Annotated in this window: 22 protein-coding genes; 10 read left to right on the top strand and 12 right to left on the bottom strand. The window is 67.6% G+C overall.

Going from position 1 to position 21,236, the window contains the following annotated elements:
- Positions 1 to 98: 98 nt before the first annotated feature.
- Both alr and ACVOME_RS16995 read right to left on the bottom strand, forming a co-directional pair.
- Positions 99 to 1,169, bottom strand: a complete 1,071-nt coding sequence (gene alr, locus ACVOME_RS17000) for an alanine racemase (RefSeq protein ID WP_053518246.1) — start codon at positions 1,167 to 1,169, stop codon at positions 99 to 101.
- On the bottom strand, positions 1,148 to 2,452 hold the full coding sequence (locus ACVOME_RS16995) for a D-amino acid dehydrogenase (RefSeq protein WP_481505316.1): 1,305 nt from the start codon (positions 2,450 to 2,452) through the stop codon (positions 1,148 to 1,150). The genes alr and ACVOME_RS16995 overlap by 22 nt, the downstream gene beginning before the upstream one ends.
- A gap of 149 nt (positions 2,453 to 2,601) precedes the next feature.
- Here ACVOME_RS16995 and ACVOME_RS16990 point away from each other — a divergent pair, with 149 nt between their 5' ends.
- Positions 2,602 to 3,081: a winged helix-turn-helix transcriptional regulator gene (locus ACVOME_RS16990; protein WP_053518243.1), complete on the top strand. Its 480-nt coding sequence runs from the start codon at positions 2,602 to 2,604 to the stop codon at positions 3,079 to 3,081.
- Positions 3,082 to 3,126: 45 nt separating this feature from the next.
- Here the strand turns inward: ACVOME_RS16990 and ACVOME_RS16985 are convergent, their stop codons facing one another.
- Both ACVOME_RS16985 and ACVOME_RS16980 read right to left on the bottom strand, forming a co-directional pair.
- A complete protein-coding gene (locus ACVOME_RS16985; RefSeq protein ID WP_481505315.1) occupies positions 3,127 to 3,315 on the bottom strand; it encodes a lana protein in 189 nt (62 codons plus the stop codon).
- A gap of 137 nt (positions 3,316 to 3,452) precedes the next feature.
- On the bottom strand, positions 3,453 to 3,827 hold the full coding sequence (locus ACVOME_RS16980) for a classical arabinogalactan protein 4 (protein WP_481505314.1): 375 nt from the start codon (positions 3,825 to 3,827) through the stop codon (positions 3,453 to 3,455).
- 140 nt (positions 3,828 to 3,967) lie between these two features.
- Here ACVOME_RS16980 and msrB point away from each other — a divergent pair, with 140 nt between their 5' ends.
- From msrB to ACVOME_RS16955, 5 genes are all read left to right on the top strand, one after another.
- Positions 3,968 to 4,435 carry a peptide-methionine (R)-S-oxide reductase MsrB gene (msrB, locus tag ACVOME_RS16975; RefSeq protein WP_053518238.1) on the top strand — a complete coding sequence of 156 codons (468 nt, stop codon included), beginning with the start codon at positions 3,968 to 3,970 and terminating at the stop codon, positions 4,433 to 4,435.
- A 92-nt stretch (positions 4,436 to 4,527) separates the two neighbouring features.
- Positions 4,528 to 5,382 (top strand): flagellar motor stator protein MotA, encoded by an 855-nt coding sequence (gene motA, locus ACVOME_RS16970; RefSeq protein WP_053518236.1) that lies wholly within the window; start codon positions 4,528 to 4,530, stop codon positions 5,380 to 5,382.
- Positions 5,383 to 5,385: 3 nt separating this feature from the next.
- A complete protein-coding gene (motB, locus tag ACVOME_RS16965; RefSeq protein ID WP_481505313.1) occupies positions 5,386 to 6,324 on the top strand; it encodes a flagellar motor protein MotB in 939 nt (312 codons plus the stop codon).
- Positions 6,325 to 6,450: 126 nt separating this feature from the next.
- A complete protein-coding gene (locus tag ACVOME_RS16960) occupies positions 6,451 to 6,948 on the top strand; it encodes a hypothetical protein (protein ID WP_053518232.1) in 498 nt (165 codons plus the stop codon).
- A 13-nt stretch (positions 6,949 to 6,961) separates the two neighbouring features.
- Positions 6,962 to 7,237 carry a DUF4031 domain-containing protein gene (locus ACVOME_RS16955; protein WP_111186594.1) on the top strand — a complete coding sequence of 92 codons (276 nt, stop codon included), beginning with the start codon at positions 6,962 to 6,964 and terminating at the stop codon, positions 7,235 to 7,237.
- Between the two features lie 47 nt (positions 7,238 to 7,284).
- Here ACVOME_RS16955 and ACVOME_RS16950 read toward each other — a convergent pair whose 3' ends face one another.
- A complete protein-coding gene (locus ACVOME_RS16950; RefSeq protein ID WP_065175387.1) occupies positions 7,285 to 7,827 on the bottom strand; it encodes a DUF6630 family protein in 543 nt (180 codons plus the stop codon).
- A gap of 89 nt (positions 7,828 to 7,916) precedes the next feature.
- On the opposite strand from ACVOME_RS16950, the gene ACVOME_RS16945 reads away from it, so the two are divergent.
- The gene (locus tag ACVOME_RS16945) at positions 7,917 to 8,165 is read left to right on the top strand and encodes a DUF3297 family protein (protein ID WP_053520274.1); all 249 of its coding nucleotides are present in this window, start codon (positions 7,917 to 7,919) and stop codon (positions 8,163 to 8,165) included.
- A gap of 62 nt (positions 8,166 to 8,227) precedes the next feature.
- Here ACVOME_RS16945 and ACVOME_RS16940 read toward each other — a convergent pair whose 3' ends face one another.
- The 3 genes from ACVOME_RS16940 to ACVOME_RS16930 form a co-directional block, all read right to left on the bottom strand.
- A complete protein-coding gene (locus tag ACVOME_RS16940; protein WP_053520275.1) occupies positions 8,228 to 9,871 on the bottom strand; it encodes a Na+/H+ antiporter in 1,644 nt (547 codons plus the stop codon).
- A 115-nt stretch (positions 9,872 to 9,986) separates the two neighbouring features.
- Entirely contained in the window at positions 9,987 to 10,775 is a 789-nt protein-coding gene (locus tag ACVOME_RS16935; RefSeq protein WP_197571860.1) for a dioxygenase, read from the bottom strand.
- Between the two features lie 31 nt (positions 10,776 to 10,806).
- Positions 10,807 to 11,217, bottom strand: coding sequence for a DoxX family protein (locus tag ACVOME_RS16930; RefSeq protein ID WP_053520277.1), 411 nt, complete (start codon positions 11,215 to 11,217; stop codon positions 10,807 to 10,809).
- Between the two features lie 95 nt (positions 11,218 to 11,312).
- Between ACVOME_RS16930 and ACVOME_RS16925 the strand changes: the two genes are divergently transcribed.
- Positions 11,313 to 12,194 (top strand): LysR family transcriptional regulator, encoded by an 882-nt coding sequence (locus ACVOME_RS16925; protein ID WP_053520278.1) that lies wholly within the window; start codon positions 11,313 to 11,315, stop codon positions 12,192 to 12,194.
- A 66-nt stretch (positions 12,195 to 12,260) separates the two neighbouring features.
- On the opposite strand, the gene ACVOME_RS16920 is transcribed toward ACVOME_RS16925, so the two are convergent.
- Positions 12,261 to 15,212, bottom strand: coding sequence for a bifunctional diguanylate cyclase/phosphodiesterase (locus ACVOME_RS16920; RefSeq protein ID WP_253119815.1), 2,952 nt, complete (start codon positions 15,210 to 15,212; stop codon positions 12,261 to 12,263).
- A gap of 287 nt (positions 15,213 to 15,499) precedes the next feature.
- On the opposite strand from ACVOME_RS16920, the gene ACVOME_RS16915 reads away from it, so the two are divergent.
- Entirely contained in the window at positions 15,500 to 17,611 is a 2,112-nt protein-coding gene (locus tag ACVOME_RS16915) for a M13 family metallopeptidase (RefSeq protein WP_065175391.1), read from the top strand.
- Between the two features lie 331 nt (positions 17,612 to 17,942).
- Positions 17,943 to 18,557 carry a hypothetical protein gene (locus tag ACVOME_RS16910; protein WP_053518857.1) on the top strand — a complete coding sequence of 205 codons (615 nt, stop codon included), beginning with the start codon at positions 17,943 to 17,945 and terminating at the stop codon, positions 18,555 to 18,557.
- Positions 18,558 to 18,596: 39 nt separating this feature from the next.
- Here ACVOME_RS16910 and ACVOME_RS16905 read toward each other — a convergent pair whose 3' ends face one another.
- Genes ACVOME_RS16905 through ACVOME_RS16895 form a run of 3 tightly spaced genes read right to left on the bottom strand, consistent with a single transcriptional unit; the run spans position 18,597 to position 20,993 of the window.
- Positions 18,597 to 18,941, bottom strand: a complete 345-nt coding sequence (locus ACVOME_RS16905) for a hypothetical protein (protein WP_481505312.1) — start codon at positions 18,939 to 18,941, stop codon at positions 18,597 to 18,599.
- A gap of 32 nt (positions 18,942 to 18,973) precedes the next feature.
- The gene (locus ACVOME_RS16900) at positions 18,974 to 19,741 is read right to left on the bottom strand and encodes a LytR/AlgR family response regulator transcription factor (RefSeq protein WP_065182534.1); all 768 of its coding nucleotides are present in this window, start codon (positions 19,739 to 19,741) and stop codon (positions 18,974 to 18,976) included.
- Positions 19,731 to 20,993 carry a sensor histidine kinase gene (locus ACVOME_RS16895; RefSeq protein WP_053518853.1) on the bottom strand — a complete coding sequence of 421 codons (1,263 nt, stop codon included), beginning with the start codon at positions 20,991 to 20,993 and terminating at the stop codon, positions 19,731 to 19,733. Before ACVOME_RS16895 ends, ACVOME_RS16900 begins: the two co-directional genes overlap by 11 nt.
- Between the last annotated feature and the right edge of the window lie 243 nt (positions 20,994 to 21,236).

The raw sequence follows: 21,236 nt of genomic DNA, 5'->3' as shown, positions 1-21,236 counted from the left end.
CCGCGGGGCGGGGCCCGGGCCAACCTTGCCAACCCCCCCCCCCCGCGGGCCTGGGGGTTGCCCCCCCCGTGCCGGCCGGGCCCCCCCCCGGCGGCGCATCAATCGCGGTAGACGCGGGCGACCCGCTTGACCGCGCAGGGCAGCTGGTAGGCGCTCACCCCGCAACGTGGCGCCAGTTCCGAAAGCGTCGGGGCCTGCCCCCACAGTTCCACCACACTGCCAACGCCGGCCTGTGCATGTGCGGTCAGGTCCACCGTCAGCATGTCCATCGAAACCCGACCGATCAGCACGCCAGGCTGGCCGTCGATCAGTACCGGGGTGCCGTTCGGCGCGAACTGGGGATAGCCGTCGGCATAGCCCAGGGCCACCACGCCCACGCGTGTACGCGCCTTGGCCACGAAGCGCGCGCCATATCCCACCGGCTCACCGGCTTCGATCCAGCGCTCGGCAATCACCTTGGACTGCATGGTCATCACCGGGCGCAGCCGCGCGGTCAGATCCGTGTCGTCCGGCATCGGGTTGGCGCCGTACAGCATGAGCCCCGGGCGCACCCAGTCGCTGCGCACGTCGGGCCACCCAAGCAGGGCCGGCGAATTGCACACGCTGGTCTCACCCTGCAGGCCCTCGATTGCACGTGCGAAGGTGGCGGCCTGCTCGTGGGTACGTTCGCTGTCCAGTTCATCGGCACGCGCCAGATGGGTCATCAGCACGATCCGCTCCACCTGCGGCATCGCCTGCAGGCGCGCGTGTGCGGCGCGGAAGGTCTCCACGTCCAGACCCAGGCGATGCATGCCGCTGTCCAGCTTCAGCCAGACCGTCAACGGATGCGGGCTGTCGAAGGCAGCCAGCGCTTCCAGCTGCCACGGCGAGCCGACCGAGAACCACAGCGAATGCTCGGCCACCAGCGCCATCTCGCTGGCTTCGAAAATGCCTTCCAACAGCAGGATGGGCGCGCGGATACCGGCCTTGCGCAGCTCCAGCGCCTCTTCGATGGTCGCCACCCCGAAGCCGTCGGCCTCGTCTTCCAGGGCCTGCGCGCAGCGCACGGCGCCATGGCCATAGGCATCAGCCTTGATGATCGCCAGCGCCTTGCCGCCCCCCAGCTCGCGGGCGAGCCGGTAGTTGCTGCGCAGCGCGTGCAGATCGATCAGCGCGCGGGCAGGACGCATGTGCGGCTCTCGTGTTGCGGGGCATGGCCGAACTGGCCGTAGCGGAAGATGTCCAGGCCTTCAGTGCTGATCTGTGGCTGGCGTGCACTCATCAGGTCGGCCAGGTAGCGACCTGAACCACACGCCATGGTCCAGCCCAGGGTGCCGTGACCGGTGTTGAGATACAGGTTGCGGAAGGGCGTGGCGCCGATCACCGGCGTGCCATCCGGCGTGGCCGGGCGCAGGCCGGTCCAGAACTGCGCGCGCGACAGGTCCCCGCCCTTCGGGTAAAGGTCACGAACCACCAGCTCCAGGGTCTCGCGGCGACGCGGTGACAGCGACAGGTCGAAACCGGCCACTTCGGCCATGCCACCGACACGGATGCGGTTGTCGAAGCGGGTTACAGCAACCTTGTAGCTCTCATCGAGGATGGTCGAGGTCGGAGCCATGGCCGGATCGGTGATCGGCAGGGTCAACGAATACCCCTTCAGCGGGTACACCGGCAGGCGCATGCCCAGCGGCGCGACCAGCGCCGGCGAGTAACTGCCCAGCGCGACCACATAGCGGTCGGCAGTCTCCACCTTGCCGGCGATGCGCACGCCGGTGATGCGCTCTCCATCCGACTCGATGGCGCTGATGTCCTGGTCGAAGCGGAACTCGACACCGGCATCGGTGCACATCTGCGCCAGGCGGCGGGTGAACAGCTGGCAGTCGCCGGTCTGGTCACGCGGCAGGCGCAGCGCACCGACCAGGCCATCAACGTGCGCCAGCGCCGGTTCCGCGGCGATGATGCCGGCGCGATCCAGCACTTCGTACGGCACGCCATAGCGGGCCAGGATCTCGATGTCCTGTGCCGAGGCATCCAGCTGCTGCTGGGTGCGGAACAGCTGGGTGGTCCCCAGGTCGCGCCCCTCGAACTCGATGCCGATCTGCGCGCGCAGCTCGTTCAGGCAATCGCGGCTGTACTCGGACATGCGCACCATGCGCGCCTTGTTGATCGCATAGCGCTCGTGGGTGCAGTTGCGCAGCATCTGCCACAGCCAGCGGTACTGGGCCAGATCCATGCCGGGACGGATCGCCAGCGGTGCATGCTTCTCGAACAGCCAGCCGATCGCCTTCTTCGGCACGCCGGGCGCGGCCCAGGGCGAGGTGTAGCCGAATGACAGCTGGCCGGCATTGGCGAAACTGGTCTCCAGCGCGGGGCCGGGCTGGCGGTCGACGACCGTGACATCAAACCCGGCCTGTCGCAGGTACCAGGCACTGGTGGTGCCGATCACGCCGCTGCCGAGAACTAGGACTCGCATGGAAATTCTCCAACCCGATCATTCCCTGCGTTTGAGCACGCCAGGGCCATAATCGGGGAAGTATATTCTTCCATTCATAGGCGATTTGCCTGTTTTTCACGCTGCGGGCAAGATGTTTCCCCGTGATTCACTTCCCCAGGTTGACGCCCATGGCCGCCCGCCCCCGTGAACTGGACAAGATCGACCGCAGGATCCTGCGCATCCTCCAGGCCGAAGGCCGCATTTCCTTTACCGAGCTGGGCGAGCGCGTGGGCCTGTCGACCACCCCGTGCACCGAGCGCGTGCGCCGGCTGGAGCGCGAGGGCGTGATCACCGGCTATCACGCCCACCTCGATCCCACGGCCCTGAAGGCCAGCCTGCTGGTGTTCGTGGAGATCAGCCTGGCCTACAAGTCCGGCGACATCTTCGAGGAGTTCCGGCGCGCGGCGCTGAAGCTGCCCAACGTGCTCGAGTGCCATCTGGTGTCGGGCGACTTCGACTACCTGCTGAAGGCGCGGATCAGCGAGATGGCCTCCTACCGCAAACTGCTGGGCAGCACCCTGTTGACCCTGCCGCACGTGCGCGAATCGAAGAGCTACATCGTCATGGAAGAGGTCAAGGAGACGCTCAGCCTGCCGATTCCCGAATGAAGGGCCAGAGCCCGCGCGGCGGGTTCCGGCCCTGTTCCAGGGGCGTCAGCGCTGCTGCGGGTGCTTCATCGAGCCCTGCTGCTGACGTGTCTCCTGCTGTTTGCCGCCCTTCTGCGGCCGCTGCGCGTCCATCTGCTGCTGTTGCTGCTGTTGCGGCTTATGGCTCTGCGCTTCCTTGCCGGGATGACGGTTCTGCGGGTTCTTCATGATCGCGATCCAAAGGACGAAGGACATGCGACGGCGGGATGCCGGCGCAGGGCCACGGTGGTCCTGCGGCGGTTAATCACAGGCGAAAAAGCCGTGAGCGGCAGCAGTGTGTTTTCAGGCGTTCAGCCGGCGCGGTCACCGCCCGCCGCGGGTGGCAGGCTGCCCTATGGCTTGACCTGCTGGCCACTGCCGGCCGGCACACTGTCGTAGTAGCGGCCGGTACGGGAGTCGAACACACGGTTCGGGCCGACCGGCTTGACGCCGGGAACGATGCGCCCGTTGCGGTCATAGACCTTGTCCGGCAGCTTCGGCGCCGGCGTCGGCACCACCTGCGCCGGGCCGGTGGACTTGATCGGCTGCGTCGGCTGCGGTGACGGCAGGACCTGCGGCTGCGGTCTTGCCGGCTGTGGGGGCGGCGTCACCGGCGCTGGCGCCACGGTGGTGGTGCTGCGGGTGGTGGTCGGCGGTGTGGTGGGCACCTGGGCCTGTGCCGACAGGGGCAGCAGAGCCGACAGCACCCAGATGGAAAGGGTCTTCATGGCACGCTCCAGCAGGAATCCTCCCCACCATGCGCCCGCGCCCGTGTGCCGCCCATGAACGCAGCTCACACTTGCAAGACGGCGGTCACACCCCCACGTCTGCAGGCATCCCCAGGCCATCGACCCCACGGAGAGCCAGCATGAGTGCCTTCGACCTGACGCCCCCTACCGCCTCCCAGACCGACACCCTGGTCGCCGGCCTCAGCAGCGAAGAACGCCGCGTGCTGCTGCAGCACGGCACCGAAGCACCGTTCTGTGGCGTGTTCCTGGACAACAAGCGTGAGGGTGTCTACTGCTGCCGGCTGTGTGGGCTGCCCCTGTTCCGCTCCAGCACCAAGTTCGATTCCGGCACCGGTTGGCCGAGCTTCTTCGCCCCCTACGACGCGGCACACGTGCGTGAGATCCGCGATACCAGCCACGGCATGATCCGCACCGAGATCACCTGCGCCCGCTGTGGCAGCCACCTCGGCCACGTGTTCCCGGACGGGCCGCCGCCCACCCATGAGCGCCACTGCCTGAACTCCGTCTCACTTTCGTTTGCCGGCAACGGCGAGGCCTGGCCCAACCCGTTGCAGCGTGGCGGTGCGGAAAGCGGCGTGGCGGGCTGAGACAACCCCGCCGACCGGTTTCACAGAATTCCCTCTTCAGAAATCCGCAGGGTGGGCCGACAAGGAGATATCCCCCCTCCCTGCGTTGCCCCATGCTCATCATCGTTGGATTCCTGGTCGTCATCATCAGCGTGATCGGGGGCTACCTCGGTGCCCACGGCCGCCTGGGGGCTCTCTGGCAGCCCTACGAACTGGTCATCATCGGCGGTGCCGCGCTGGGTGCGTTCCTGGTCGGCACCCCGGCCAAGACGGTCAAGCAGACGCTGCAGGCCATCGTCGGCGTGTTCAAGGGCCCGCGCTACAAGCAGCAGGACTACATCGACGTCCTCAGCCTGCTCTACGAACTGCTCAACAAGGCGCGCCGGGAAGGCTTCATGGCGCTGGAGGACCACGTCGAACGCCCGGCCGAGAGCGCCGTGTTCGGCAACTATCCGAAGGTGCAGGCCGACCACCACCTGATCGATTTCATCACCGACTGCCTGCGCCTGATGATCGGCAGCAACATCGAGCCGCATGAACTGGAGCCGCTGCTCGAACTGGAGCTGGAAAAGCACCACGCCGAAGCGATGGCCCCGTCGCAGGTGCTGACCAAGGTGGCCGACGGATTGCCCGGTTTCGGCATCGTCGCGGCGGTGCTGGGCATCGTCATCACCATGGGCTCGATCGGCGGCGACATCGTCGAGGTCGGCGGCCATGTCGCCGGTGCGCTGGTCGGCACCTTCCTGGGCATCCTGCTCGGTTACGGGTTCGTCGGCCCGATGGCAGCGGCGATGGAAGCACGTGCCGAGCAGGACAGCCGCATCTACGAATCGGTGAAGACCGCACTGCTGGCCTGCCTGCGCGGTTACAACCCGAAGATCGCGCTGGAATTCGCCCGCAAGACGTTGCCGTCGAACGTGCGCCCGGCCTTCTCCGATTTCGAGCAGCACCTGAAGACGGTCAAGTAAGCCATGGCCGAGAGCAAACCCACCGTCATCGTCCGCAAGGTCAGGAAGGCCGGCCATGCCGCCCACCATGGCGGCTCGTGGAAGGTGGCCTATGCCGACTTCGTGACCGCGATGATGGCCTTCTTCCTGGTGCTGTGGCTGATGGCCACCACCAGCAAGAACGATCGTGCGGCCATTTCCGAGTATTTCCGCAACCCCAGCCCGCTCAGTGGCCAGAGCGCCACGCCGGCCCCGGGCATGGCCGGGCCGGGCGGTGCCAGCACGTCGATGATCAAGCTCGGCGGCGCCGCCGACATCTCGCGTGGCAGCAGCAACGATCCCTTCCAGAACCAGCAGGAAGCCGTGCCGCACCCGGTGGACCAGCAGCAGCGCGACAAGCAGCAGCTGGAACAGCTGATGAAGGAACTGCAGGAAGCGATCAGCCGCAGCCAGGCGCTGGAGCCGTTCAAGGACCAGCTGCTGCTGGACCTGACCCCGGAAGGCCTGCGCATCCAGATCGTGGACAAGCAGAACCGGCCCATGTTCGACCTCGGCAGTGCCACGCTCAAGCCGTACACGCAGCAGATCCTGCATGAGCTGGCCGAGTACCTGAACCACGTGCCGAACCGGATCAGCCTGACCGGCCACACCGACATCACCGCCTACACCGCCGCCCGCGGCTACGGCAACTGGGAACTGAGCGCCGACCGCGCCAATGCGGCCCGCCGCGCCCTGATCGATGGCGGACTGGAGGACAGCAAGATTACCCGCGTGGTCGGCCTGTCCTCATCGGTGCTGTTCGACCGGGCCGACCCGCAGAACCCGATCAACCGCCGCATCAGCATCGTGGTGATGACCCGCGCCGCCGAGCAGGCCGCGCTGGCCGGCGCCGGTCCACAGGTGGGTCTGTCGGCGCCGGTCATCGACGCGGACGTACAGGCGGCGCAGGGTGAGGCAAAGTAGACGGTGGGTGCGGACCTTGGTCCGCACATCCGGGAAAGCATGCGGACCAAGGTCCGCACCCACCAGGGGCATGGCCCGGCGCACCCGGTACAATGGGGGTCTTTCCGTTTTCAGGTGACACCCCCGATGTCCAAGTCTTCCAAGGCCAAGCGCGACCAGCGCAAGAAGCAGCAGGCCAAGCGCCCGTTCCTCCGTCTGAACGCCCAGCAGCAGGTGCAGAACCACGCCGTGCTGACCAGCGAGGACGGCCAGGTGGTCGCCGCCATCGGCCTGCAGGGTCGCGAGTGGCTGCTGGCCATCGGCGGTCAGACCATGGGCAATGCCGAGAACCCGGTGCCGATGCTGGCCATGCTCAAGCACCTGGCCAACGTGCAGGAGAAGGAAGGCCGCAAGGTCAGCCTGGAGTATTCCGAACTGCTGCAGAAGCTGCTGGATACCCTGGCCGCCGAAGCGGGCCAGACCGCCGACGAGTACCTGGACGCGCTGGTCGCCGAGTTCGAAGGCGTGGAAGCTGAGGGCGAGACCGCTGAAGGCGATGTGGCCGAAGAAGCCAGCGCTGCCGAAGGTACCGCTGACGCCGAGGCTGCTCCGGCCGCCGACGCCGACGGCAAGCCGCAGGCCTGATCCGGCCGCGGCGGTGACGGTCTACGTTGATGACGCAGTGCATGCCTGGCGCGACCAGCGCTGGGCGCATCTGATGGCCGACACCCTGGCCGAGCTGCACGCCATGGCGGCGCAGCTCGGCATCCCCCGCCGGGCCTTCCAGAACAAGGCCAGCGGCGCGCACTACGACGTCACCACCGAGCTGCGCGCACAGGCGATCGCACTGGGTGCCGTGGCGATTTCACGGCACACCGACCGCGCACAGGTGAAAGCGGTGATCGCCAACGCGCGGGCGCAGTACCGGCCGTAGGCCGCAGTGCCCCCCACCTGGCATGGCCCGGCGAACCGGGATGACGCTCAGAACGGGTCGCTGCCCAGGCGGATTTCCACGTTCAGCAGCGAGCACAGCGCCAGCATGGCGTCATCGTCACGGGTCAGTGCCATCCAGCCGGTGAAACCCGCGCTGCCGGCATCCACGCTCCACAGCGTGTAGTTGTGCTCGCGCAGGCGGTCGAAGGCGGTGGACATCAGCTGCACGCCATCCAGGTCTTCGGTGAAATCCTCATCGTCCAGGTCGCCGCCCCAGTCAAGCTGCAGGTTGAAGCGCGCGGACAGCTCGTTCACCGCCGATATCAGCGTTTCCAGGTCATCCCGCTCCACCTCGAAGCCGGATTGCCAACCGATCGCGGACAGCAGTGGCGGCAGCCAATCGGCGTCTGCCTCCAGCGGTTCGCCGGCTTCGGCCAGCAGCTCGCGCCAGCGGTTGAACTGCTGCAGCGCCAGCTCATCGTCGCCCGGGTTGATCAGTACCAGCAGGTTCCAGACCCGCGCTTCGAAGCCATCCTCATCGAAATCATGGACGTCCTCCTCGAAGTCGAAGTAGTCGCTGTTGTCGGGCATGGCGGGAACTCCTCGGGGCAGGCCGGCATTCTACGGTTTATCCTGTATCGCTGAAGCCGGCCTTGGTGGCCGTCACTGTGAATGATGCGATGAGCGATACCCCTCCCGACCACCTGGCGATCAATCCGGCCAGCCCCTTCCATGATGCGCAGGCGCTGGAGCGCGGCGTCGGCGTGCGCTTCAACGACGTCGAGCGCGACAACGTCGAGGAATACTCGGTCAGCGAAGGCTGGATCCGCGTGCAGGCCGGCAAGGCCCGTGACCGTCGCGGCAACCCGATGACGATCAAGGTCAAAGGCAAGGTCGAGGCCTACTTCCTCGACCAGAAGCCGGCCTGACGGAGCCCGGGGTCAGATCCCTTTCCGCGGGAAAGGGATCCGACCCCGATGCACAGGGCCGGTCACTCGCGCTTGCGCGACTCCAGCAGATCCAGGTTGCGGATCAAGCGCCTCGAGATCTCGTCGGAGATCACTCCGCGCCGGGTGAGGCGGAACAGTTCCTCGCGCTCGGCAGTGAGGCCGGCGCTGCGCAACTGGCGATAGCCCTCCTCCATCCGCTTCACCTTCTCCGGATCCACGTCCGGGTTCTCGCGATCCAGGTGCCGCTGGTACAGCAGGCTGACCCGCGAGGCCGCGTCGTTGTACAACTGCACGTTCTCGGTGTTCTGGTTCAGCACCAGCTGCTGCCGCTTGCGCTCCACCCCGGCCAGCGCCGCCTTCGAAGACAACCGGCGGGCCAGATCCTCTTCCTTGCGCTCACCGGAGTCGGCCGGCAACTGCAGGCCCTTCAGCAGCTGCGGCAGCGCCACGCTGGCGCCGACCAGCGAGAACAGGATCACCGCTGCAGCCAGGAAGATCACCAGGTCGCGTGCGGGGAACGGGCTGCCATCGGGCAGGAACAGTGGCAGCGTCAGCACGCCGGCCAGGGTGATCGCACCGCGCACGCCCGCCACCGAGGTGGCCACCACGATGCGCCAGTTCGGCGCCTCGCCCCGCTCCAGGCCACGCCGACGCGCACGCAGCAGGTTCCAGCGCAGTGACAGCCACACCCACAGCAGGCGCAGGGCGATCAGGCTGGCATTGATCACCAGCACGTACACCAGCAGCCACCACGCGCTCTGGTGACCGGTCTCGTTCATCGTGGTGGTTGCACGCTCGACGATGCCCGGCAACTGCTCGCCCAGCAGCACGAACATGATGCCGTTGAAGCTGAACTGCAGCATGTTCCACACGCCCGCGCGCTGCACGCGCATGCTGCCGGAAACACGGCCGGTCATTTCCACGTAGCTCATCGAGATGCCGGCCGCGACCGCCGCGAGGATGCCCGAGGCATTGATCTCTTCGGCCAGCAGGTAGGCCGCGAACGGGATCAGCAGGTTGACCAGCATCGCCGCACCCGGCTCTTCACCGAAACGGCGCCACAACCAACGCTGGAAGGTCGACACGCCCAGCGTCACCGCCACGCCCACCGCCAGGCCCGCCACCGCCACCCACAGGAAGGTCAGCGAAGCGGTGGCCAGCGAGAAGGTACCGGTCATCACCGCCGCCACCGCGAAGCGGAAGCAGACCAGACCGGAGGCGTCGTTGAGCAGTGATTCGCCCTCGAGGATGTGCATCAGCCGCTTGGGAATGGGGGCCTTGGAGGCGATCGCTCCAACGGCCACCGGATCGGTCGGCGAAACAATCGCCGCCAGCGCGAAGCACACCGCCAGCGGCATCACCGGGATCATCCAGTGGATCAGCAGGCCGGCGCCGATGACGGTGAACACCACCAGGCCGAACGCCAGCTCGAGAATCGCGCCCTTGTCGCGGAACAGGCCCTGCTTGGGGATGCGCCAGCCGTCAAGGAACAGCAGGGGCGGCAGGAACAGCAGGAAGAACACTTCCGGCTCGAGCGCATGGCCGCGGTTGAACACGCCGGCAATGACCGCGCCCAGACCGATCTGCACCAGTGGCAGCGGCAGTGAGAACGGCAGGACGCGGACGAGGTATCCGCTGGCGACGACCGCCACCAGCATCGCCAGCACGACTTCAATGGTATGCATGCTTCTTCCAGGAAGCGGCGCGCGGGGGGCATGAAGCCAGCGCCGGAAACCCGGAAAAAACTACCACAGGCGACCACGGCTGCGACAACCGCGGCGACGCTGCGTCAGCACAGGCTCATGCCCCGTCGAAGCGGTAGATGTCCATCGCCAGGAAGCCGCCATCGACGCCGGCATCGATGCGACGTGCGCCGAAGCGGTCGTCACCGGCCGCACCCATCGCGAAGAACAGCGGCAACAGGTGTTCATCGGTGGGATGGGCGCGTTCGGCGAACGGTGCCTGCCGGCGGTAGTCCAACAGCGCCGGGCGGTCATCGGCCGTCAGCCGCTGCTCCACCCACTCGATGAACGGCCGCACATAGGGCGCTTCCTTGCCGTCCTGGTAGTCGCCCCAGTCGTGCAGGTTGTGGGTGATGCTGCCCGAGCCGACCAGCAGCACGCCCTGTTCGCGCAGAGGTGCCAGCGCGCGGCCCAGCGCAAACTGGTGCGCAGGCCCCAGCAACGGCTGGATCGATACCGGCACCACGGGAATGTCGGCCTGCGGACGCAGCAGGCGCAGCGGCACCCAGGCGCCGTGGTCGAGACCACGCTGGGTATCGATGGCCACCGGCAGGCCTGCCGCGGCGATGCGCCCGGCAATGTCTTCGGCCAGCGCCGGATCGCCCGGTGCCGGGTACTGCAGTTCAAACAGCGCGCGCGGGAAGCCGCCGAAGTCATGGAGGGTCGGCGGTTGCGGGTGGGCGCCGACCAACGGCTGCCGCCCCAGCCAGTGGGCCGAGGCGATGACGATGGCGCGCGGCGTGGGCAGGTCGCGGGCCAGTTCGGCCAGGCGCACGCCCACCTCGCCCGGCTGCAGCGCAGTCATCGGGGAGCCGTGCGAGATGTACAGCGAAGGCAGGCGGGACATGGAATTCTCCGTTTGCAGTATCAGCCAGCGCTCAACGCGAACGCAGGGTCCAGCGGCCGTCACCGACCAGGAACAGCACCACCAGCGCCAGCGCCCAGAAGGCCGGGTACTCCCAGCCACCGCCAGCATTGGCAAAGCCGAAGCCGTTCGCGCCGTGCACGGTGACGATGGTGCCCAGCAACAGGGGCACCCCGGCCAGCCCGACCCAGCGCGCGTAGATTCCGAGCAGCAGGGCTGCGGAAATCACCAGTTCTGCCGCGAGGGTGAGGTAACCCAGCACACCCGGCAGACCGAGCGACTCGAAGAACGCCGCGGTGCCGGCCGGGGTGAACACCAGCAGCTTGGTCAGCCCATGGATCAGGAACAGGACGCCGAGGGCCAGGCGTAGCAGCGTCGCCCCATAGGGCGCCAGCGGGGGAGCGGAAGCAGCAGAGGTCGTCATGGCGGGGCCTCGAAAGGGAAGAAGCACAGCTTATTGCGCCGACCGATGCCGATAAATACGATGATTCGACCGTATTTATTTCATAAGGCGCAACAATGGACACTTTGGACGCCATGCGTGTGTTCGTGGCCGTGGTCGAGCGCAATGGCTTCAGTGCGGCCGCCCAGGCACTGGATATGTCCACCGCCGGCGTCACCCGGCAGGTTGCGGCGCTTGAGAAGCGCCTGTCGACGCGGCTGCTCCACCGCACCACCCGCCGGGTCAGCCCGACCAGTGCCGGCGCCGCCTACTACGCGCAGTGCGTGCGCCTGCTGGCGGAGTTCGACGCACTGGAGGCCAGCATCGGCGCACAGGCACTGGAACCGTCCGGCCTGCTGCGCATCAATGCGCCGGTCAGCTGGGGCATCGCCCGTCTCGGCCCGCTGCTGGCCGGCTTCCGCGAGCGGTTCCCGCAGGTGGAACTGGACCTGGCCCTGTCCGACCGCCTGGTGGACATGGTCGAAGAAGGCTACGACGTGGCCATCCGCATCACCCGCGAGCCCGGGCCCACGTTGATCGCGCGTCGCCTGGGCGAATCGCGGATCAGTCTGTGCGCGGCGCCCTCCTACCTGGCTGCGCACGGCACGCCGGCCACGCCGCAGGCACTGCAGGATCACGCATGCCTGGGCTACAGCTACTGGGCCGGCGGCGACCAGTGGCCACTGCACGGCCCCGGAGGCGACGTCCAGGTCACGGTGAACAGCGTGCTGCGCGCCAACAACGGCGACGTGCTGCGCGAGGCGGCCATTGCTGGCATGGGCGTGATCCTGCAACCGGATTTCCTGCTCCAGGAGGCGCTGGCCGACGGCCGCCTGGTGCGCATCCTGCCGGACTGGGAAGCGGCGCCGATCGGCATCTTCGCCGTCTACACCAGTCGCAGCCACCTCGCGCCGAAGGTGCGCAGCTTCATCGATTACCTGGTGGAGGCCGGGATCTGACCGCGCCACCGGACAACACCCGTGACACGCGGGCGCAAGGCCGTGCCCGGCGAGCCGCAACATGGGCTAGACAGCGACCTCGTCCAGCATGCCGATGATCCGCTCCAGAGGGGCCGGACGTCCCAGCAGGTAGCCCTGCACCTGGTCGCAACCGTGCGCGGCCAGCCAGTCGAGCTGCCCCGGCGTTTCCACGCCTTCGGCAATGATGGTCAGGCCCATGCTGTGGCCCAGCGACAGCAACGCCCTGCAGATCGATGCGTTGCGCGGATTGGTCTCCACGTCGGCGACGAAGCTGCGGTCGATCTTGAGGATGTCCAGCGGCAGGTGCTGCAGGTAGGACATGCTGGAGTAGCCGGTACCGAAATCATCCAGCGACACGCAGATGCCCTGCTCGTGCAGGCGCTGCATGGTCTGCATCGCCTGCGCCGGCTTGCGCATCAGGCTGCTCTCGGTCAGCTCCACATGCAGCGCGCCGCGGGCCAGGCCGAAGTCCTGCTGGGCACGGGTGAACTCGGCCACCAGGTCGCTGTTGAAGAACTGCACGGCCGACACGTTCACCGCGATCGGCAGATCGCCCCAACCCGCCTCCACCAGGCGCCGCTGCGCCTGGGCCGCCGCACGGATCACCCAGCGCCCCAGGGCCAGGATCAGGCCGGTGTCCTCGCACAGCTGGATGAACTCGTTGGGAGGAATGAAGCTGCCATCGGCCTGCGGCCAGCGCAGCAATGCCTCCAGTGCCGCCGGACTGCCGTCGCTGGCGTGCCGGATCGGCTGGAAGTACAGCTGGAACTCGCTGTCGATCGCCGCATGGATGCGCCCGGCCAGGCGCAGGCGATCAGCCAGGCGCGTGGTCACCGCAGCGTCGAACCAGGCCACCACATCCCCTTCGGCGCGCGCGGCGTGCGCCGCCTGTGCCGCCATGCCGATCACCTGCTCGGCGCTGTGGCCATCATCTGCCGTGTGCACCGCCACGCCGATGCGCGGCTCGAACTGGTGCAGCGAATCCTTGCCACGCATCGGTGCCGACACGATCTGCAGCAGATCGTCGAGTACGCGCCGGGTGTCATGCGCGGCGCCGATGGCGAACACGAAATCTTCCGCCGGCTGGAAGGCCAGCGCGCCGTAACGTGCCGCCAGCACAGCCAGGCGCGAGGCCATCGACTGCAGCACCGCATCGCCGATCTCCCGGCCCAGCGTGTCGGCCACCAGCTGCAGGCCACGCAGCTGCACGAAGGCGATGGTATAGCCCTCCGCCTGGGCATCCAGCTGCTCGGTCAGCGCGCGCACGTTGAGCAGCCCGGTCGCCGGGTTGTGCCGCGCCTGGTAAGCCAGGTCGCGCTCATAGGCCATCCGCTCGCTGACATCCTCGGCCAGTACCAGGCAGGCCGGCTGGCCATCGAAATCCAGCCGGGACAAATGCGCGCGCACTTCGAACACACTGCCATCCTTGCGCCGGTGCAGGCGCACGGCAGCATCGGGAAGGTCGCCCACGCGCGCCCGCGCGATGGCTCCCTTGACCTCGTCCCACCCTTCCCGCGGCCGGATATCGAGGATGCTCATGGTGAGGAATTCCTCACGGCTGTAGCCGTACTGCCGCACGGCCGCATCGTTGACCTCGATGAAGCGCAGCGTGTCCGGATCGAACACCCAGAACGGCGCAGGATTGCGGTCGAACAGCAGGCGGAAGCGCCGTTCGACCTGGTTCATCTGTTCACGGGCCTGATACCGCTCGCTGAGATCGGTGAGCGCGCCGATCATGCGCCGCTGGCGATCGGCCACCGGCACGCGCTGGCCCCGCGCGCCGACCCAGCGCACCGCACCCCCCGGCAGCACCAGGCGGAATACCTCATCCATCACCGCGTTGCCGGCAAATGCCTGGTCAAACGCCTTCTGCAGCCGTGCGGCATCATCGCGGTGCACCCGGGCAAAGAAATCGGCCACCGGCAGCGCGTCGGTCTGTACGCCGAAGATCTCGCGTGCCAGCGGTGACCAGCGCAGCAGTGCAGCGTCCTCATCGACATACCAGGTGCAGACCCGCCCGACCTGGTGGGCCAGCCGCAGTTCCGCATTGCCGGCCTGCAGTTCCTCGGCCATCGATTGCTGCCGGCGGATCGTTCGCCGGACGGCGAACAACAGCACCAGCAGCACGGCCACATAGACCAGCACGATGGCCACCGATGCCTGCAGGTAGGGCCACCACGGCGCCAGCACGTCCTTTTCGGCCAGGCCCACCTGCACCGCCAGCGGGTTGCGTTCCAGCGTACTGATGGTGGTGATGCGCGGCACGCCGTCGACCACGCCGGGCATGTTCCCCAGTTCGATCACCGCCTGCCTGCCGAGCAGATCGCGCCCGGGCAGCGCGTAGCGGTGTCCGACCGTGCCATGCGGATCGGGCACGCGCGCCAACATATAGCCTTCGGCATCACTGATCGACACCAGGCCGTTCGGGCCCACGTCCAGCCCGCCGATGATGCGCTGCAGTTCGCCGCAGCGCAGGCGCGCCAGCAGCCAGCGGTCGTCGTCCAGCGGCAGCGCCAGCGGCACCACCCAGCCATCATCGCTGCCCCGCTGCGGCGGCCCGATGTACAGCGCACTGCCAGGGCCGCGCCGTTGCGGATCGGTCCACAGGGGCAGCTGCAGGTCGCCCTGGCCCGCGGTCAGCGCACGTCCGTAGCTGTCGAGCACCACGATGCTGTGCAGCTCGGCGTGCCGTTGCAGCACGCCGGCCACGGCCGCATCGAGCAGCCGCGGTGCCTGTGCCGGCACGCTCCGGAACAGCTCGGCGGCGTCGGCGGAAATGCCGCCCATCGCCCGCTCCAGATTGCGCAGCTGCAATGCCAGCAGGCGCTCGCTGCCGACCGCCAGTGCCCGGCTCTGCCGCTGCGCCGCTTCCAACCGCCGATGGTGGTCATTGACCAGCATCATCGCCAGACCGGCCACCAGCAGCACGCCCAGCACCACCCCGCCCCAGGTGATGGCGCGCAGTGGCCGGGCCAACGCGCGTTTCAGCGCGGGCATCGGTGGGTGTTCCCTGTCCAGTCGGCTGGCTTCATGCGCGAACGATTCCTCCACATCCCCGACCTCAGCGGCCGGCGACTGCCATTCTTGACCGCCGGGCCCGCCACGCCGGATCACCGCCCTGCGTCCGCGCAGGGGTCCGGCATGCAGCATGCACCACGGCGGTGACGGCGTGAAGATCGCCGCACCGCGTTCAGCCAGATCGTGCACAGCCTTGCGCCACAACGGTGCGACCCATCGCATCGGAGCGGATTAGACTTGGCGTTTTCCCGCCGCAAGAGAAGTCCATGTCCAAGCTGCGCCGTCCCACCCTGGCACTGGCCATTGCTGCCAGCCTGTCCCTGGCCGCCTGCGACCGCGCCGCCGATCCGGCGGCCAGTACCGCCGCGCCGGCCGCATCCGCCCCCGCAGCCGCCAAGCCGATGCTGGGCAGCTTCGGCTTCGATGCCAGCGGCATGGATCGCAGCATCGCCGCCGGCGACGATTTCTTCGGCTTCGCCAATGGCACCTGGGTGAAGAACACCCAGATCCCCGCCGACCGCTCGCGCTTCGGCAGCTTCAACGTCATCGCGGAGAAGACCCAGGCCGACACCCGCGCCATCCTCGAAGGCGCTGCCGGCAATGCCCAGGCCAGCGGCGAGGACAAGCTGATCGGCGATTACTACGCCGCCTTCATGGATGAGGCCGGCATCGAGCAGCGCGGTATCGCGCCGGTGCAGCCGCAGCTGAAGGCGATCGATGCGATCACTGACAAGGCCGGCCTGGCCCGCGCGCTGGGCGGCGACATGCGCGCCGATGTCGACCTGCTCAATGCCACCAACTTCTACACCGACCGCCTGTTCGGCCTGTGGGTCTCGGTCGATCTGCTGCAGCCGGACCGCACCGCGCCGTATCTGGTGCAGGGCGGACTTGGCATGCCCGACCGCGACTTCTATCTGGGCGACGGCCGCATGGCCGAACTGCGCAAGCAGTACCAGGCCTATATCGCGCAGCTCCTGCAGCTGGCCGGCAGCGCCGACCCGGCCGGCAAGGCGCAGCGCATCGTTGCGCTGGAAACGAAGATCGCGCAGGCGCACGCCACCCAGGAAGAAACCAACGACGTGACCAAGGGTGCCAACCCCTGGACCCAGGCTGACTTCAACGCCAAGGCCCCGGGCATGGACTGGACCGCCTTCCTCGATGCCGCTGCACTGGGCAAGCAGCAGGACTTCATCGTCTGGCAGCCCAGGGCGGTGGCCGGGCTGTCCAGGCTGGTGGCCACCGAGCCGCTGGAGGTCTGGAAGGATTACCTGGCCTTCCATGCGCTGGATCGCGCCGCGGCGTACCTGCCGAAGAAGTTCGCCGATGCCCGCTTCGCCTTCCACGGCACCGCGCTGAGCGGCACGCCGCAGCAGAGCGATCGCTGGAAGCGCGCGGTGGATGATGCCAACCACGCCGTCGGTGAGGCCATCGGCAAGCGCTATGTCGAGAAGCACTTCGACGCCAGGACCAAGGAGCGCGCGGACGAAATGGCGAAGAACATCATCGCCGCGTTCGCCAGGCGCATCGACGCGCTGTCGTGGATGTCGCCGCAGACCAAGGCCAGCGCCAAGGCAAAGGTGGCCGGCCTGACCGTGGGCATGGGGTATCCGGAAAAATGGCGCGATTACAGCGGTCTGGAAATCCGCCGCGACGACCCGCTGGGCAATGCACAGCGGGCCGAGCTGTTCGAGTATCAGCGCAACATCGCCAAGCTGGGCAAGCCGGTCGACCACGGTGAGTGGGCGATGCTGCCGCAGACCATCAACGCGATGAACGTGCCGCTGGAGAACCGCCTGGTGTTCCCGGCCGCGATCCTGCAGCCGCCGTTCTTCGATGGGGCCGCCGATGATGCGGTGAACTACGGTGCGATCGGTGCGGTGATCGGCCATGAGATCAGCCACGGGTTCGACAATGCCGGCGCGCTGTTCGACGAGACCGGCAAGCTGCACAACTGGTGGACCGCCGAGGACCTGAAGCAGTTCAACGCCGCCGGCGACGCGCTCGCGGCCCAGTTCAGCAGTTACGAGCCGTTCCCCGGCGTGCACGTCAACGGCAAGCTGACGCTGGGCGAGAACATCGCCGACGTCGCCGGTCTGGGAACGGCGTACGACGCCTACCAGCTGTCGCTGCAGGGCAAGCCGGGCCAGACCCTGGAAGGCTTCACCCCGGACCAGCGCTTCTTCCTCGGCTTCGCCCAGGCATGGCGCAGCAAGAGCCGCGAGCAGGCGCTGCGCAATTCGCTGCTGACCGACGTGCACGCGCCGGGCCAGTTCCGCGCGCTCACCGTGCGCAACATCGACGCCTGGTACCCGGCGTTCGAGGTGAAGGAGGGCCAGAAGCTGTACCTGGCCCCCGACAAGCGGGTCAAAGTCTGGTGAGATGAGGGAAACGGGCGCCGCGAGGCGCCCGTTTTCATCCGCACCGGGCCTGGCAGGCTGCGCGGTCGGTGCCGATTCAGGCCGAAGACGAGGCCGATTGCCGGGATCCCTGCTCATCCCCGGTTTCATGTGCGTCCGCAGCACGTTTCACCCTGCGACATCCTGTCGCAGGGTGCGGGCACTGTGCTGCATCGCACAAAACTTCACCCGGCCGGACAAGACCCTTACGCCGCTTGGCGTTCCGCCCATTGCACCGCTCGCTGGAAGTGCTAGAACTGAACCCGCCACACCGTCCAACGCTGATCGACGCACGTTCCACAAGGAGCCAGCCATGATTGCTTTGTTCAAGGGTTTGGGAATTCTGCTTCGCGACAACGAGCTCTACAGCAGCCCGTTCGACAAACAGGTCGCGCACTGGCGCAATCTCAGCGAGCAGCAGATCCGCGATGAAGTGGCGGTGCTGGCCCAGGCCAAGTGCCAGTGGCTGATCGCCTCCATCATCGGCTGGCAGGCGGCGTCGCTGGTGATTCTGGGCCTGATCGCCAACTACCTGTGGCGTGACGACTTCCATATCACCTTCACCCGCGTGGTGATCGTGTTCGGCTCATGGGTCTCGATCCTGTTCGTGATCTGGTTCATGGCCAACATGTTCGATCAGCAGGCCGGCTTCGAGCGCTGGATGAAAGCCTTCAACAGCCGGGCCCGCATCAGTTCCAAGGCCGACAGCGTCGAGCATGTGGCCGAGGCGCTGGACCTGGCCGAGCACTACCCGGAAGTGCTGGACTACAAGCAGGCGGTCACCGCCAGGCGCGAGCTGCGCCATGAGGACATCCGCATCATGACCGAGATCGGACGGATGAAGCAGCACTCCGAACTGGTCGGGCGGCTGAACCATGTAGGCGAAACCGAACACCATCACGAACTGACGCTGCAGCCTGCCTACTGACCCTTGCGGAAAACGGGGGGGTCCACAATGCCACCGTGATCACTCACGGTGGCATTGTTCTATCGGGTCCTGGCTGACGCATTGGTGGAAGCCCTCGGGCAGGCCTCGCATGGTTTCGGTTTGGCCTACGGCCACCGAAAAACGCCGCAGGGGCGGCGTGGCGCAGGTGGCCTCGGTGCTGCAGGCCGGGGCCAGCACGAGATAGTGGCACCTGCCACTGCTGCTGGCGATGCATTGGAACCGCGCCTGACCATCGACGACGGTGCCCTTGCTGTACAGCGTGTCCACGCCGTTGGCGCGCGCGCGGGTAATCGAGGAATTGCTGGATTTTTCGCAGCCGGCCAGTGCCAGCAGCACAGCACACACAAGCAGCAGACGGGGCATGGTCATTCCTCGGGGCAGATGCAACGTCGCGGCTACATGCCGCGGAACAGGCTCATGAAGGGCTGGCTGACCACCAGCGTTTCCGGCCGCTGGCGCAGGCGCAGCACACCGCGCCCGGTATCGTCGCGGCTGACCGCAGCGACCGATTTCATGTTGACGATGGTCGAGCGGTGGATCTGGCGGAAGTGCTGCGGATCGAGCACTTCCAGCAGTTCGCGCAGCGGGGTGCGCAGCAGGCTCTCGCCGGCGGCGGTGATCACGGTGGTGTACTTGTTGTCCGCGCGGAAGTAGACCACGTCCTCCAGCATGATCAGCTGGGTCTCGCGGCCATTGCTGGCGGTGATCCACGCCAGCGGCGGGCGGTCATCGTTCTGTCCCGGTCCCAGACGCTGCAGCAGGCGTTCCAGCACCGCATCATCGTGGCGCGTGGAGGGCAACCGCGCCAGGATGCGCTCGCGCGTGGCCAGCAGGCGCTCATCGCTGACCGGCTTGAGCAGGTAGTCCATCGCACCCTGTTCGAAGGCATCGATGGCGTACTGGTCGTAGGCGGTGACGAACACCACCTGCGTGCGCGGGCTGAGCTCGGACAGTGCACGCGCGACCTCGATGCCGGTGATGCCCGGCATGCGGATGTCGAGGAACGCGATGTCCGGCTGCTTCTCGGCCAGCTGCTCCAGTGCACTGGCGCCGTCTTCGCACTCGGCCACCAGCTTCAGCTCCGGCCACAGCCGGCGCAGCTGGTCCACCAGCGACTGCCGCAGCAGTTCCTCGTCCTCGGCAATCAGGGCTTCAAGCGGCATGGCTGCGCTCCTTGCTGGATGGCGGCAATGTCATGGTCGCAGCAACGCCGCTGGGGAAATTGGCGACGATCGCTACGCCGGACTGCTCGCCGCAGGTCAGGCGCAGCCGCTCGCGCAGGTTCTTCAGGCCGATGCCGGTGCCACTGGTGGTGCCTTGGCTGAAACCGAGCCCATCATCGGCCACGGTCACCGTCACGTGGTCGTCGAAGCCGCGCGCCAGGATCCAGATCGTTCCACCTCCGGGCTTGGGCTCCAGGCCGTGCTTGATCGCGTTCTCGACCAGCGTCTGCAGCGCCATCGCCGGCAGCTTCACCGCATGCAGTTCCGGCGGCACCTGCACCTCCACCGCGAGCCTTGCGCCCATGCGGATCCGCAGGATCTCCAGGTACGCGCGGGTACGCTCCAGCTCCACGCCGAGGGTCGACATCGATTCGTCCACCTGCGGCAACGAACTGCGCAGGTACTGGATCAGGTGTCCCAGCATCTGCTCGGCCCGCGCCGGATCGGTGCGGGTCAGCACTTGGGCATTGGCCAGCGTGTTGTACAGGAAGTGCGGCTCGACCTGCGCGTGCAGCAGGTTCAGGCGCGCCACCGACAGCTCCTTTTCCACCTGGGTCTGCTCCGCGGCGGCCTGCTCGGTGCGGCGCTGGTCGGCCACCCGACGGCTGATCGCACGGGTGACCGCTTCGGCATTCTCGTAGTTGCTGCCTTCGTCCAGCGCCAGCAGATCGGCCCACCAGCCCGCATCGGGCTCGAACAGCAGGGTGACGGTACTGGTGCCCTGCCCGGGCGTGACCGTGGCCAGCACACCGTTGCGCTTGATCGCCAGCCGCGCGGGCAGGTTCCAGCGCGAGGGCTGGCGGCCGTTCCAGGGGTCGACGCGGCGCACGTAGGCGCGCACCTGCAGGCTGCCGGCCGCGCTTTCCACGTCCTCCACCCGGGGCAGCTCGGCCACGGCCGCCTCGACCACGGCAAAGGCCTGGCCGGCATCCATCGGCAGTTCCACCTGCCGACGCTGGCGCCCGGACAGCGTGCTCGCGTCCAGGCGCCCGGCCACCAGCCAGACCCGGCGCACATGGCTGATCGCACTGCCCAGCGCGGTAATCATCAGGAACATCGCCAGCAGGCCGAAGATCCAGCCCGGGCCATCGTTCATGCCGCTGAAGATGCCGCTCCAGACCATGCCGGCCACGACCAGCGCCGCGGCCCAGGCCAACAGATGACGGAAAATGAGAGTGAGGCTGGCGAACACGGCGGCGCCTTGGTGAAAGGGGTAAGCCGAGCATAGGGCGGCCTGCCGGGCAGACAAGCGGCCTGCGACGAAGTGCGGGAAAGCCGCGATGGAACCCCTCACGGAAACGCCGGGCGTGGCCCGGCGCTACCGGGGGGGGGGGGGGCGGCCCCCCCCCCCCCAAAAAACCCCCCCCCCCCCGATGGGCACCCCCCCGCCGCCCCCCGCCGGGCGGGGGCGGGGGGGGGCCCCGCCCCCGGGTGG

Source organism: Stenotrophomonas sp. STEN008, assembly GCF_056760435.1.
The sequence above is the reverse complement of the archived record's forward strand: the minus strand, read 5'-3'. Positions and strand labels throughout refer to the sequence as shown.

Coding starts and splice junctions, on each gene's coding strand:
- alr (WP_053518246.1), bottom strand. CDS start 1,169: ATGCGTCCTGCCCGCGCGCTGATCGATCTGCACGCGCTGCGCAGCAAC.
- ACVOME_RS16995 (WP_481505316.1), bottom strand. CDS start 2,452: ATGCGAGTCCTAGTTCTCGGCAGCGGCGTGATCGGCACCACCAGTGCC.
- ACVOME_RS16990 (WP_053518243.1), top strand. CDS start 2,602: ATGGCCGCCCGCCCCCGTGAACTGGACAAGATCGACCGCAGGATCCTG.
- ACVOME_RS16985 (WP_481505315.1), bottom strand. CDS start 3,315: ATGTCCTTCGTCCTTTGGATCGCGATCATGAAGAACCCGCAGAACCGT.
- ACVOME_RS16980 (WP_481505314.1), bottom strand. CDS start 3,827: ATGAAGACCCTTTCCATCTGGGTGCTGTCGGCTCTGCTGCCCCTGTCG.
- msrB (WP_053518238.1), top strand. CDS start 3,968: ATGAGTGCCTTCGACCTGACGCCCCCTACCGCCTCCCAGACCGACACC.
- motA (WP_053518236.1), top strand. CDS start 4,528: ATGCTCATCATCGTTGGATTCCTGGTCGTCATCATCAGCGTGATCGGG.
- motB (WP_481505313.1), top strand. CDS start 5,386: ATGGCCGAGAGCAAACCCACCGTCATCGTCCGCAAGGTCAGGAAGGCC.
- ACVOME_RS16960 (WP_053518232.1), top strand. CDS start 6,451: ATGTCCAAGTCTTCCAAGGCCAAGCGCGACCAGCGCAAGAAGCAGCAG.
- ACVOME_RS16950 (WP_065175387.1), bottom strand. CDS start 7,827: ATGCCCGACAACAGCGACTACTTCGACTTCGAGGAGGACGTCCATGAT.
- ACVOME_RS16945 (WP_053520274.1), top strand. CDS start 7,917: ATGAGCGATACCCCTCCCGACCACCTGGCGATCAATCCGGCCAGCCCC.
- ACVOME_RS16940 (WP_053520275.1), bottom strand. CDS start 9,871: ATGCATACCATTGAAGTCGTGCTGGCGATGCTGGTGGCGGTCGTCGCC.
- ACVOME_RS16935 (WP_197571860.1), bottom strand. CDS start 10,775: ATGTCCCGCCTGCCTTCGCTGTACATCTCGCACGGCTCCCCGATGACT.
- ACVOME_RS16930 (WP_053520277.1), bottom strand. CDS start 11,217: ATGACGACCTCTGCTGCTTCCGCTCCCCCGCTGGCGCCCTATGGGGCG.
- ACVOME_RS16925 (WP_053520278.1), top strand. CDS start 11,313: ATGGACACTTTGGACGCCATGCGTGTGTTCGTGGCCGTGGTCGAGCGC.
- ACVOME_RS16920 (WP_253119815.1), bottom strand. CDS start 15,212: ATGCCCGCGCTGAAACGCGCGTTGGCCCGGCCACTGCGCGCCATCACC.
- ACVOME_RS16915 (WP_065175391.1), top strand. CDS start 15,500: ATGTCCAAGCTGCGCCGTCCCACCCTGGCACTGGCCATTGCTGCCAGC.
- ACVOME_RS16910 (WP_053518857.1), top strand. CDS start 17,943: ATGATTGCTTTGTTCAAGGGTTTGGGAATTCTGCTTCGCGACAACGAG.
- ACVOME_RS16905 (WP_481505312.1), bottom strand. CDS start 18,941: ATGCCCCGTCTGCTGCTTGTGTGTGCTGTGCTGCTGGCACTGGCCGGC.
- ACVOME_RS16900 (WP_065182534.1), bottom strand. CDS start 19,741: ATGCCGCTTGAAGCCCTGATTGCCGAGGACGAGGAACTGCTGCGGCAG.